10 protein-coding genes are annotated in these 13,372 nt (G+C 42.7%); 7 read left to right on the top strand and 3 right to left on the bottom strand.

From position 1 onward, the window contains the following. Positions 1–22: 22 nt before the first annotated feature. From L1286_RS07665 to L1286_RS07655, 3 genes are all read right to left on the bottom strand, one after another. Entirely contained in the window at positions 23–1,522 is a 1,500-nt protein-coding gene (locus L1286_RS07665; protein WP_235406315.1) for a Ppx/GppA phosphatase family protein, read from the bottom strand. 1 nt (position 1,523) lies between these two features. Next, a complete protein-coding gene (ppk1, locus tag L1286_RS07660; protein WP_235406314.1) occupies positions 1,524–3,611 on the bottom strand; it encodes a polyphosphate kinase 1 in 2,088 nt (695 codons plus the stop codon). A 178-nt stretch (positions 3,612–3,789) separates the two neighbouring features. Beyond that, positions 3,790–4,296 (bottom strand): glycine cleavage system protein R, encoded by a 507-nt coding sequence (locus L1286_RS07655; RefSeq protein WP_235406313.1) that lies wholly within the window; start codon positions 4,294–4,296, stop codon positions 3,790–3,792. 270 nt (positions 4,297–4,566) lie between these two features. Between L1286_RS07655 and L1286_RS07650 the strand changes: the two genes are divergently transcribed. The 7 genes from L1286_RS07650 to L1286_RS07620 all read left to right on the top strand — a co-directional run bounded on the left by L1286_RS07650 (position 4,567) and on the right by L1286_RS07620 (position 13,333). Beyond that, positions 4,567–6,801 carry an ABC transporter permease subunit gene (locus L1286_RS07650; RefSeq protein WP_235406312.1) on the top strand — a complete coding sequence of 745 codons (2,235 nt, stop codon included), beginning with the start codon at positions 4,567–4,569 and terminating at the stop codon, positions 6,799–6,801. A gap of 14 nt (positions 6,802–6,815) precedes the next feature. Continuing rightward, positions 6,816–8,465 (top strand): phosphate ABC transporter permease PstA, encoded by a 1,650-nt coding sequence (pstA, locus tag L1286_RS07645; RefSeq protein WP_235406311.1) that lies wholly within the window; start codon positions 6,816–6,818, stop codon positions 8,463–8,465. A 29-nt stretch (positions 8,466–8,494) separates the two neighbouring features. Then, on the top strand, positions 8,495–9,322 hold the full coding sequence (pstB, locus tag L1286_RS07640) for a phosphate ABC transporter ATP-binding protein PstB (RefSeq protein WP_063358700.1): 828 nt from the start codon (positions 8,495–8,497) through the stop codon (positions 9,320–9,322). A 70-nt stretch (positions 9,323–9,392) separates the two neighbouring features. Continuing rightward, the gene (phoU, locus tag L1286_RS07635; RefSeq protein WP_235406310.1) at positions 9,393–10,094 is read left to right on the top strand and encodes a phosphate signaling complex protein PhoU; all 702 of its coding nucleotides are present in this window, start codon (positions 9,393–9,395) and stop codon (positions 10,092–10,094) included. Between the two features lie 131 nt (positions 10,095–10,225). Continuing rightward, on the top strand, positions 10,226–10,903 hold the full coding sequence (locus tag L1286_RS07630) for a TIGR00153 family protein (protein WP_063374481.1): 678 nt from the start codon (positions 10,226–10,228) through the stop codon (positions 10,901–10,903). Between the two features lie 181 nt (positions 10,904–11,084). Continuing rightward, the gene (locus L1286_RS07625) at positions 11,085–12,353 is read left to right on the top strand and encodes an inorganic phosphate transporter (RefSeq protein WP_235406309.1); all 1,269 of its coding nucleotides are present in this window, start codon (positions 11,085–11,087) and stop codon (positions 12,351–12,353) included. 74 nt (positions 12,354–12,427) lie between these two features. Next, positions 12,428–13,333 carry a hydrogen peroxide-inducible genes activator gene (locus L1286_RS07620; protein ID WP_235406308.1) on the top strand — a complete coding sequence of 302 codons (906 nt, stop codon included), beginning with the start codon at positions 12,428–12,430 and terminating at the stop codon, positions 13,331–13,333. Positions 13,334–13,372 lie beyond the last annotated feature (39 nt).

Raw genomic sequence — 13,372 nt, 5'->3', positions numbered from 1 at the left:
GTCTACGCATTGTATTGTGCCTTTATATTAAGTGCATTGTCGTGTCGATAGACAAGTCGATGTCTAATGATTTCCAGTAGTGCTGTTCTTGTTCTAAATCTGCTGCGAACAGTGAATGCTCTTCCAACCAAGTGGAATCGAATTTTAAAGCGATATTATGTTTAGAAATGTGCATTTCATGTTTCGGAACCTGTGTTTTTTGGCGCTTCTGGTGGAATAAGATAGCCAGTCTCATTAGCGTTAACAGCTGAGAAAAACGCGGTTTAGATTCTGCGTCAACGAGTTCATTGAGGTCTTGTGTTTTAATTTTTTTGCGGTGAAAGCGAATGAGCGCGCCGAGCTGTTGTTGTTGTTCTTGTGTAAAACCAGGTAACTGGCTATTCAGCACAATGTACGCGCTATGCTTGTGAATACCCGATGAATTAATGGCAATACCGACTTCGTGAAGATAGACCGCCCATTTTAAAAGTGCGAGATCTCCCTCCTCCAAGTGCCAAATTGGCTTTGCGGCGTTGTAGAACTGCGTTAATGTTTGACAGATATGTTTGGCATGTTGCTCATCTACCGTGTATTGCTCCGCAAATGAGTCGATCGTGCGTGTACGAATATCAAACTCTTCATTTTGTGCAAGTTCGTGGAGCAAGCCCTCTCGAAGGGAGTAGTCACAGTATTCAAGTTGTTCGATCCCGAGTTGGTTAATCGCTGCAATTAAAATCGCCAGTCCCCCAGCAATGCTGGCCTTTCGTTCGTCAGGTAGCGCTTTTATGTGCACGTTTTTAAGCTCACCAGCAGAAACTAAGTGTGCTTGGATATCTCTTAAAGAATCTAAGGTAAGCACTTTGGATGCAAACAGTTCGTCATTAATTGCGCTCAGTGTTTTGATTGTACCAGAGGTACCAAGGCAGGATCGCCAGCCGGTCTTTTGGTATATCGCGGTCACAGGTTCGATATATTGTTCGGCATGAATGATCGCCTTTTTAAATCGTTTTTCTGTGAGCTTTTCGTCTTGGAAATACAGTTTACTCATAGTTACGCAGCCCACATCGCGACTTGTCAGCAGCTTATGAGACTGGTGTTTACCAATAATTACTTCTGTACTGCCGCCGCCGATATCAACCACTAAGCGATTGTTATCGTCATGGACATAATTAGAGACACCTTGATAGATTAATCGAGCTTCTTCTTGCCCCGAGATGACATTAATTTTGTAAGGAAAAACCGCTTTGGCTTGCTTAAGAAAATGGCGTAAGTTTTGACAACTACGCAAGGTATAAGTTGCAGCCACTTCTACATGTTTTTTTTCAAACCCTGCCAATGTTGCTGCAAATTGCTTAAGTACATGAAGCGCTCGAACTATAGCGTCTTCACTTAGGACAAAATCTTCATCTAAACCAGCTGCAAGGTAAACGCGATGCTTTTCTTTGTGTAACAGTTGTAATCTGCCATCGACCTCCCTTGCCACCACTAAGTGAAAACTGTTTGAGCCTAAATCTACGGCAGCAAAAGAGGGGTATTTTGTCATTTTATGTCCTACTACTTTCCCATTTTTTTATGTGATCATAAATTGCTATCTGTGAGCGGATTTTTTTCTTATTTCCTCGGTTCACATAATTATTTTTCTGTTCACTATCAATTAGTCGTGCTTTAACACGGTCTCGGAATTGTAGTTCCAATGTGTCAATGATCAACTGTTTTAGTGCTTCATCATAAATGGGAACGCCGACTTCTACTCGATGATCTAAGTTTCGTGTCATCCAATCAGCCGAGGAAATATAGACCTGAGGTTCGCCAGCATTTTCAAACACCATAACTCTCGGGTGCTCTAAAAAGCGGTCTACTATACTGATCACGCGAATATTTTCGCTAAAACGAGGTAACCCCGGGACCAAGGCGCACATGCCCCGAATTATCATGCGAATTTTAACACCAGAGCGCGCAGCACAATAGAGTTTATCAATCAGCTCTTTGTCCACAAGGTTGTTTACTTTGACAGTGATTCGAGCAACTTTCCCCGCTTTGGCATGACTCACCTCTTGCGCTATCAACGAGTATATTTTTTCGCGCGCATTGAGGGGGGAAATCATTAAATGGTCAAATTTAAAAGGTCTATAGCTGGTTTCTATGAACTTAAAGACATCGTCACATTCATTACAAATCTCAGGGTGTTTGGTGAATAAACTGAAATCAGTATAAATACGTGCTGTCTTTTCATGGAAGTTACCGGTGCCGATATGCGCATATTTGACGATTTTGCCTTTTTCCTTACGATGAATCACACATAATTTGCTATGTACTTTGAGTGCAGGTAGGCCCACCATGACTTTGATGCCATATTCACTCAGCATCTTGGCCCATTCGATGTTATTTTGCTCGTCAAAACGGGCTTTTAACTCGACCATAACGGTCACTTTTTTGCCATTCTTTGCTGCGTTTATAAGCGAAGCGACCAACTGAGAGCGGCTTGCAACACGGTAAATGTTGATTTTTATGTGTGTCACTTTGGGGTCGAATGCCGCTTGGCGTACATACTCCAACATATGGTTGAAGCTGTGATAAGGGTAATAAAGTAGAATATCTTGTTGTGAAATGGCTTTAAAAACACTGTCATGTCGATCAAAAGCGCTGCTTTTTAATGGGGGCAGAGGCTTGTTTTCCAAATAGCCTCTACCAACGTTGGGAAAAGCAATAAAATCCCTGAAATTCCGATAGCTGCCTCCTGGGATCAGAGCATCTTGCTGAGTCACGCCTAAACGCTTTTTCATGACTTTCATAATGCTATCAGGCATGGCCTCATCGTAGGTCAACCTGACCGGTTCAGCATACAGGCGCTGTTTTAAGCCTCTGGACATTTTATCCAACAAACCTTCTTCAAGTTCGTCATCCAGGTTATATTCGGCGTCTCGAGTGAGTTTAATTTCGTAGCCCTCGATATGCTCAAATGAAAGGAAGTTGCTAAATACATCACGTAAATAATACTTCACCACATCGTCCAAAAGCATAATGGTTTTTTGCCGGCGCGTTTTTTCTGGAGGCAGTATGACAAACCGTTCCAACCGATCGGTGGGGAGCTCCAATAGGGCATGATGGTGTTTTTCGTTTTCACTGCGCATTTCTACGAACAGGTAGGTCATGGTGTCATTGATCAGATCAGAGTAATCTTTGCTTTCAGTGACTAAAATAGGCGAAAGGTATTGTAAAACTTGATCATTGAAATAGTCGTGAAGCCACGCCTGATGAAACTCTGAAAGTTCTTCTGGCTGTTTAACATGAATATTATGCGCATTTAGGTCATTAAAGATTTGCTTGTGAATGTGATTAAACTTTTTACCAAGCGACAGTACTTTCTTTTGGATCTGATTCAGTAGTGCTTCGTTTTCTTCAAAGTTTGCATCCGGCAAGTTGCTCAGTAATATTCGGCGTTTCACGTCTGCGACTCGAACACGGAAAAACTCATCTAGATTGTTTGAGAAAATCCCCAAGAATCGAATGCGTTCAATTATAGGGTTATTTTTGTCTTTAGCCTCTTGTAAAACACGTTCGTTAAACGAGAGCCAACTGAGCTCTTTTGCAAAAAAACTGATTGCTTGTGGGTCACTAGATAATGCGTGCATTTTTCATTCCGTCGTAACAGTAGCTTTTTCTAGAGTATGTCTGCGATGTGACACTTATATGACAATAGGTACAAGGTGCGTAAATATGCGAAGAGGAAAGGTAATATGGCAGTGGTTCCATTCCTCTGCCATATAAGAGTAACTTAGATTTGACGAAATACGTTGTTTGATATCAACTTTAGTCAGGTTCAACGTCGACAATTAGATCGCTGGTGATAGCTTCTAATGCGTCAACAACGTTTTCTTTGTGTGTGCCTGGAGGCAAACTTACCGTCGCAAATGCGCTAAAAATGGGCACTCCCCAATTCGGGGCGCTTTGCTGTCGTGAATTCAGGTGCGTAATATTCGCGCCTTTATGGCGAATAACGCTTGATAGCTCTTGAATTATCCCTGGGCGATCATTGCCCGTTATCACTAAATTAAGCTTTTCTATCTTAACTTCATTTTGGTTTTGTTCACCATGTTCAATTCGGACTTCTAGCTCTGGTATTTCGTGAAGGGCATCTTGCAATGATTGCAAATGCTCTTCAGCGACTTCGACGAGTACAATACCTGCAAATTGACCTGCTAAATGGCTGAGGTTACTGGTTGCCCAATTACCATGCTGTTGCAAAATAGTGGCAGATATCTGTTCTACGAGACCAGGCCGGTCCTTACCTATAAGTGTTAATACTAACTGCTTCATATCACATGTCTCTTATTATTAAATGCCTTTACGGCGGTGGTGGAAAAGCGATTTATCGCCTGTTAAGCCTAGTAAACATGGGGGAATTTTCCAATAAGATGACAGTTGCTTTGTAAACAAATGCAAATGAAAACTAGATACATTAAAAAAACCTTTTAGTGTTAATAGTTAAAGTTAAAAAAAGCAACAATTTCATCATGGGTCATGTAACATAACTGTCATCTTGATGAAATATAATGCGCCGCAACTTGATAATAAAAAGGTGTTTTGATGACTTCCAATCCGCAAAAACCGTCCTTCAAAACGGATAGAAGCCGTCTCTTTAAAGACCGCTTTGCCCAATTCGGAATTACCTCAGGCGGGGTAATGGTTTTGGTTGCTTTGCTATTGATCTTCTTCTATTTACTTTACGTCGTGCAGCCAATTTTCGAATCTGCTAGCGTCACCAAGCGTAATGACATAACCCTAGAAAGTGACAAGACCTATTTTGGCTTGGGTATGGAAGAGCAAACCGAAATTGCATATTTACTTGATAACAACGGCCAAGTCGATTTTTATCAAATTAAGGGTCAAAACGCTGGCGATAAGCTCAGCGCGTTGGCTGTTGATTTAAATGGTCAAGTGACAAGCTTTTCTCAAAGTGCACCGTTTTTAGGTATCTATGCCTATGGTTTGGACAACGGTCAAGTACAGCTGGTTAAGCCAAGTTTTTTAATTTCATTTCCTGGCAATCAACGCGTTATGAAACCAAGGTTGAGCTACCCGCTGGATGGTGAGCAGCTACTGGTTGATGATCAAGGTCAGGCCATTAAACAGTTTGTATTTAGTCACTACGAAGATAAAACGGCTGTTGTTGCTCAAATGGCAGATAAACGTGTGCTTTTTGCATCGTTTAGCGCAGAAGAAAACATGTTCAGTGGTGAAATTGAGTGGAGTGTCGAGCGTAGTGAGCTTCCGATAGAAGGTCGTGTTGATGAGATGCTGATCTCGCCCGATACAACGCGAGTTTTCATTCGCTCAGCGAATCAAATTTATGTCTTTGACACGCGTTTTGCAGACGATGTCAAGCAGATCCAACTACTGGCGGCAAATGAAGAAAATGCCAACTTAGTCAATATGAGTTTGCTCGCAGGCGCTAACTCTTTGATGTTGAGTAATGATAATGGGGAAGTCTCTCAGTGGTTTGAAGTAAACACGGAACAGGGTCGCCAGTTTGCCAAAATCCGTTCTTTCGAAAGTGTAAAAGGTGCAAAAGTCGATATTTTCAGTGAGTTTTATCGCCGTACTTTCTTCACAACGACGGACACAGGCGAACTCGGTTTGTATTACACAACCAGTGAAGCGCATTTGTGGCAAGGTAAAGTGATGGACGGCGCAATTGAAAAGTTTGCTGTGTCTCCACGTGCGAATGCTGCATTGCTGTTATCAGGTAACACACTAAATGTCGTTGAGCTACATAACGAACACCCTGAAGTGACTTGGTCAGCGCTCTGGCAAGAAGTATGGTATGAAGGCTACCCAGAACCTGCTTATACATGGCAGTCAACTTCTGCAAGTGATGACTTTGAGTCTAAGTTTTCTTTGGTACCCATTTCATTCGGTACGATCAAAGCCGCGATGTACGCTATGTTATTTGCTGTTCCCATTGCTCTATCAGCTGCAATCTATACAGCCTATTTTATGTCGCCGGAATTACGCAGAGTAGTTAAGCCTACAGTTGAAATTATGGAAGCCCTACCAACGGTTATTTTAGGTTTCTTAGCGGGTCTTTGGCTTGCCCCGCTTATCGAGGAACATTTACCTGCGATTGTGGCTCTCCTCGTACTGTTGCCTATCGCGATTATTGGTACTGCATTTGGCTGGACCAAATTGCCTAAACAAATTCGCCACTTATTGCCTGACGGCTGGCATTCAGTGTTACTTATCCCAGTTGTACTGATTGTGGGCTGGTTATCATTTGCCATCAGTGACAGCATCGAAGTGTGGATGTTTGGTGGTAATGTGCGTCAGTATCTAACAAATGAACTTGGTTTGACGTTTGACCAACGTAACTCACTTGTCGTGGGGATTGCGATGGGCTTCGCCGTTATTCCAACAATTTTCTCAATCGCTGAAGATGCGGTGTTTAGCGTACCCAAGCATTTATCTAACGGTTCTTTGGCATTGGGTGCCACACAATGGCAAACATTGGTGCGTGTTGTACTGCTTACAGCAAGTCCAGGTATCTTCTCCGCCGTGATGATGGGGTTGGGTCGTGCGGTGGGTGAAACCATGATTGTATTAATGGCAACAGGTAACACACCAATTATGGACTGGAGTATTTTCCAAGGTATGCGTACGTTAGCTGCGAACATTGCGGTTGAAATGCCAGAGTCAGAGGTAGGTAGTTCACACTACCGGATCCTGTTCTTAGCTGCATTTGTACTGTTTATTTTTACATTTATCTTTAACACTGTGGCTGAGTTTGTTCGTCAGCAGCTACGTGAAAAGTACAGCTCAATGTAATGGAGTGAGATGACATGGTAAGACAATGGTTTAAGTCAGGATCTCCGTGGATCTGGATGACAGGTGGTGCAGTCAGCATCAGTTTAATCTCTGTAATTGGCCTGTTGGCAATGATTGCTTGGAAGGGGCTTAGCTTCTTTTGGCCAACTGAGGTTGTAGAATTTGAGTTAGAAGGATCCGTTGCAAAGCAAACTGTAATTGGTGAGATTTATGACCGCGAGATGGTACCTAGAACGCGTTTAGAGGCTGCAGGTTACGATTTATCTGACTATCAAGATGAGTACATTGAGCGTTTACTGGTCAAAACGGGTAACCGTGAATACGTCGAACTGGATTTTCGTTGGATTTTGACGACAGATATTCAAAGCCGTACAGTGCCAGAAAACATGGCGGTATTTGAACGTAGCAAAAATGGTAACTTTTATGGCTATGTTGTCCGTGTCATAGAAGATGGCAAAGCCGTTACACAGCAGCCTGTTGAGCGATTAGAGTTTCTTGTTGAACGCGCGGTCGAGCTAAATGAAGAGGCTTTGGATCTTCAAAATGGTGACATTGGCCACATTAACTATGAATTAGAAAGACTTCGTCTGAAAGAACGTGGTTACCAGTTAGATAACGAACTAACTGATGAGGTTAAAGCGGATCTAGAAGCGCAAAGAGCGCAGCTAAGAGAAGACTATAAAGTATATGAAAAGCGCTTATTCGAGTTGCGCGCTGATGCAAAGCGTGACTATGTTGTTGTGAGAGACATGCGCGGTGAAGAAGTAACGTTGCCACTTTATCAGGTATTGGATGTGTGGTTCCCGAACAATATGGGTTTCTTCTCTAAAGTGGGGCATTACTTTTCACAAACGGGTAAGTTCATTAGCGACGATCCACGTGAAGCGAATACGGAAGGTGGGGTATTTCCTGCAATCTTCGGTACTGTATTTATGGTGATGCTGATGGCTGTTATCGTGACCCCATTTGGTGTTGTTGCTGCAATTTACTTACATGAATATGCAGCAAAAAATGCAGTGACTAAGATGATCCGCATCGCCGTTATTAACTTAGCGGGTGTTCCTTCAATTGTTTATGGTGTCTTTGGTCTTGGCTTCTTTGTCTATATGCTGGGTGGCTCAATCGACCAATTATTCTATCCAGAAGCTGCACCAAGCCCTGTATTTGGTACTCCGGGTGTTATTTGGTCAGCATTAACACTGGCGATTTTGACTTTGCCAGTTGTTATCGTGTCTACCGAAGAAGGTTTATCACGTATTCCAAGTTCTGTACGTCACGGCTCTTTAGCTTTAGGGGCAACAAAAGCTGAAACGCTATGGCGTATTATTGTACCAATGGCAAGCCCTGCCATAATGACGGGATTGATTCTTGCGGTAGCACGTGCAGCGGGTGAGGTTGCGCCTCTAATGCTGGTGGGCGTAGTGAAGATGGCCCCGACACTACCGTTAGATGGTAACTTCCCATATATTCATTTAGATCGTAAGTTTATGCACTTGGGTTTCCACATCTATGATGTTGGCTTCCAAAGCCCGAATGTAGAAGCGGCACGTCCGTTAGTGTATGCGACGGCGTTCTTACTTGTTACAGTGATCATTGCGCTTAATATTACCGCAATTGGTATTCGTAACCACTTACGTGAAAAATTCAGAGCTCTAGAGCACTAATAGTACAGATTTAAAATAGGTATCCCTTTATGATTACAGTAGCGCCACAAGTAAATAACGCAGATGCTAACAACAAATTGGATCTTGCAAACTTGAGCCCAGAGCAAACAGCTTTAGAGATCAAAGACCTTGACCTTTACTATGGTGACAAGCAGGCTCTGAGTAAAATCAACATGTTGATCCCAAAGGGCCAAGTCACCGCGTTTATCGGCCCATCAGGTTGTGGTAAGTCAACATTATTGCGTTGTATCAACCGCATGAATGACTTGGTAGATAGTTGTCGTATTGAAGGTGAAATTAACCTTCAAGGGCAAAATATCTATGACAAGAGCGTGGATGTTGCAGCACTGCGACGCAACGTGGGTATGGTATTCCAAAGACCAAACCCTTTCCCTAAGTCTATTTATGAAAATGTTGTTTACGGCCTTCGTCTACAAGGTATTAAAGACAAGCGTAAGCTTGATGAAGTTGTAGAGCGTTCATTGCGTGGTGCAGCACTTTGGGATGAAGTTAAAGATCGTTTGCATGACAGTGCATTTGGCTTGTCAGGTGGTCAGCAACAACGTTTGGTTATCGCACGCTCGATAGCCATTGAACCGGAAGTATTGTTACTTGATGAACCAACTTCAGCACTAGACCCGATCTCAACATTGGTAATCGAAGAGCTGATTAATGACCTAAAAGATAAGTATACTGTTGTTATCGTCACACATAACATGCAACAAGCTGCACGTGTATCTGATCAAACAGCATTCATGTATATGGGTGAACTCATTGAGTACTCGGATACAAATACATTATTCACCACACCAACAAAGAAAAAGACTGAAGACTACATCACAGGTCGTTACGGTTAACGTCGCGAGGTGTCGCTTGCCCTGAAAAGGGCAACTTTGTGTTGGGTTGGTATAAGAAGGTAGGTTTTAGATGGAACACAATATTAATAAGCACATTTCTGGCCGCTTTAATGAAGAGCTGGAAAACGTAAGAAACCATGTATTGAGCATGGGTGGGTTAGTTGAGCAGCAACTAAACCTTGCATTGGATGCGGTGAGTACAAGCAACGCGGAAAAAGCGCGTAAAGTAAGTGAGAATGACTACAAAGTTAATGCAATGGAAGTAAACATTGATGAAGAGTGTACACGCATCATTGCTAAAAGGCAGCCTGCTGCAAGTGACTTGAGGTTAGTTGTCGCAATTGCAAAAACCATTGCGGATTTGGAGCGCATAGGCGACGAAGCTGAGCGCATCGCCAAAGTGGCATTGGATTCATTCACTAAAGATCAGCAGCACCTACTTGTGAATGTAGAGAACATGGGCAGACTGGTATCTAAGATGTTACATGATGTGCTTGATTCATTTGCTCGAATGGATGCACAGCGTGCTTTTGAAGTACACAAAGAAGACGCAAAAGTAGACAGAGAGTATGAAGCACTGACGCGTCAAATCATGACTTACATGATGGAAGACCCGCGTTCTATTCCAAAAATTATGGATTTGGTTTGGTCTGTACGTTCATTGGAAAGAATTGGCGACCGTTGTCAAAATATCGCGGAATACGTTATTTACTTCGTGAACGGCAAAGATATTCGTCATACCTCTCAAGAGGATATCGAAAAATCTTTATAGCTTGGTCAGGGGTTAATTGAATAAAAGCGCACGATTAATCCCTTGTTCATGATAAAAATCGTTCACAAATTCGGTTAATGCTGTAAACTTGGCCCTTGCACATGCATATTAATATGATTTAAGGGTCAGTTATGCCTAGTAATGCGTTTTTAGGAGTGTTTGCAAAATCTCCTATAAAGCCGATTGAAGAGCACATTAAGATAGTGCATCAAGCCAGTGAAAGCTTGATCCCGTTCTTTGAACATGTCTTCAAAGGGGAGTGGACTGAAGCGGATGCACTTCGCGTTAATATTCGTAACCTAGAACGTGAAGCGGATGCGTTAAAACGAGAAGTACGTTTACAACTTCCTCGCGGTTTATTCATGCCAGTTGAACGGACTGATTTACTGGAACTTATTACCCATCAAGATAAAATTGCCAATAAAGCCAAAGACATCGCAGGACGAGTTGTTGGCCGTGAAATGGCGATCCCCGAATCTATTCAAAAAGACTTTGTTGCTTATCTATCACGCTGTGTAGATGCAACGAAACAAGCCTCTAAAGCGATTAACGAACTTGATGAACTGCTGGAAACAGGGTTCAGAGGTCGTGAAGTTGCCTTGGTCGAAAAAATGTTAGTTGAGCTTGATGCGATTGAGCAAGATACCGATGACATGCAAATAAAAATTCGCCAAGAACTTCGTCAGGTGGAAGCCGATCTTAACCCAATTGATGTGATGTTCTTGTACAAGATCATTGAATGGGTAGGAGAGCTTGCCGATATCGCTGAACGTGTTGGTGCTCGCCTTGAGGTGATGCTAGCACGCTGATTCTTAATCAGCGAAACGAGTTAACTAGTTGTACACTGTGATTACTCTCCAAGCGAGTTAATGCTAGAGAGCACAGTGTTGTGTTTGTTTAATCGTTATTTGTGGGTCGTTCAACCGATTAAAGTATAAAACGTACACACAAATACAAAAACAGTGCTGAAACAGCACTAAAGGTTTTTCAATGGAATTCATTGCTTCCTATGGCTCGATGCTAGTCATCATCGCAGCTGCAGTTGGTTTCTTTATGGCTTATGGTATTGGTGCGAATGATGTTGCCAATGCAATGGGTACGTCAGTTGGTTCAAAAGCACTGACAATTAAGCAAGCGATTATTATCGCGATGATTTTTGAATTTGCAGGTGCATACCTTGCCGGTGGTGAAGTCACGTCGACGATACGCAAAGGCATTATTGATGCAGCCCCATTTGCGGAAATCCCTGAATTGATGATTTTAGGGATGATCTCAGCATTATTTGCGGCTGGTACTTGGTTACTATTGGCTTCTTTGCTTGGCTGGCCTGTTTCAACAACGCACTCAATTATCGGCGCGATCATTGGTTTTGCGTTAGTTGCAGTAGGTAGTGAAGCAATTCAATGGGGCAAAGTAGCTGGTATTGTAGGTAGTTGGGTTGTGACACCGGCTATCTCAGGGTTTATTGCTTACTTGATATTTATGAGTGCGCAAAAGCTGATCTTTGACACGGATAAACCGTTGAATAATGCAAAGCGCTTTGTACCATTTTATATGGGCTTGGCTGGTTTTGTAATGTCGCTAGTTACGATCAAAAAAGGTCTAAAGCACATCGGTATTAACCTGGGGACAGTTGAAGGTTATGCATTGGCGATTGGTATTGCAGTATTAATTGGACTTATCGGTAAAGTCGTCATTGCTCGCATGAAGATGGATCCGAATGCAGACAAGCAAATGCAGTTCAACAACGTAGAAAAAGTGTTTGCTGTACTGATGGTACTAACGGCATGTTGTATGGCGTTTGCACACGGTTCAAACGATGTCGCTAATGCTATCGGTCCACTTGCTGCGGTAGTAAACATCGTTGAAAACAATGGTGAAATGGCAAAGAAAGCGGCGCTTGCGTGGTGGATCTTACCTTTGGGTGGCCTTGGTATTGTTGTGGGCCTTGCTGTTTTAGGCAAGAAAGTAATTAAAACAATTGGTGAAGGCATCACGCACTTAACGCCAAGTCGTGGTTTCGCAGCAGAGCTTGCAGCAGCTTCTACAGTGGTTATTGCATCAGGCACTGGTTTGCCTATTTCGACGACACAAACGTTAGTAGGTGCTGTTTTAGGTGTTGGTATGGCACGTGGTATTGCAGCACTGAACATGGGTGTGATAAGAAACATTGTGGTTTCTTGGGTGATTACATTGCCAGTCGGTGCTGCCCTTGCTATTGTTATATTCTATATTCTAAGAACCGCGTTCGGCGTTTAATAGAAGACAGACTTTTAGCTTGAAAAGATCTCAGCGCCTTTGGTGCTGGGGTCTTTTTATTTATGGGTACGCAAGTGAATAACTTACCAAGTATAAAACAATTACAATATCTTATTGCTGTGCATCAGCAACAGCATTTTGGCCGAGCGGCAGAGGCTTGTTTTGTCGGCCAGTCGACCCTCAGTAGTGCAATTCAGAATTTGGAAGAAACGCTTGGTTGCCAGCTCATAGAGCGTGAGAATCGCAGCTTGATGTTTACTGACGTTGGAGAGGAAGTCGTCGAGCGAGCGAAAAAAATCATTGATGACTCCATTAGTGTGGTGGAGCTGACTAAAAGCTATAAAAATCCGCTTTCTGGTAAATTGGTCTTGGGTATGATCCCAACCATTGCAAGCTTTATAGCGGCTCCACTTTACCAGTTTTGCCAGACGGCTTTTCCAGACTTAAAGCTGGTCCTTGTTGAAGACACCAGTGACCGACTGCTAGATAAGCTTGAGCAAGGTCATATTGATATGGGAATGTTGGCATTACCGTACAGAACGGAAAAGTTCCATACACAAGTATTAGCAAAAGATCATTTCTCATTGGTACGCCATGAGGATTACCACATTCCAGAAATCTTAGAAGACTTTAATTTGTTGCCTGATGACAGTGTGTTTTTACTAGAGCGAGAACACTGTATGACGGGGCACGCGTTGAGCGCCTGTCATTTGAATCGCAGTGCGTGTATCAATCCATTTGAGGCGGCTAATTTACATACTTTATTAAGTATGGTTGAGTATCAAAATGGAGTTACATTCTTGCCACAAATGGCACTCAATGCAGGCATTTTGGAGGGGAAGCCCATGGTGACTTTGTCTCCACAAGCTGAGGCTTATCGTGAAATAGGGCTGTTGTGGCGCAAAACCACAGGTCGCATACGTGATTTTAAAATGTTTAGTAATCAGGTTGGTGACTTCATTAAAAAGCAGTGTCAATGACACTGCTTTTTTGATGTTGGTACAATTAGTTTGCAGACT

Source organism: Pseudoalteromonas sp. SMS1 (assembly GCF_021530565.1).
Classification (GTDB): Bacteria; Pseudomonadota; Gammaproteobacteria; order Enterobacterales; family Alteromonadaceae; genus Pseudoalteromonas.
Note: the sequence above shows the minus strand (reverse complement) of the source record. Positions and strands in the feature narration are given on the sequence as shown.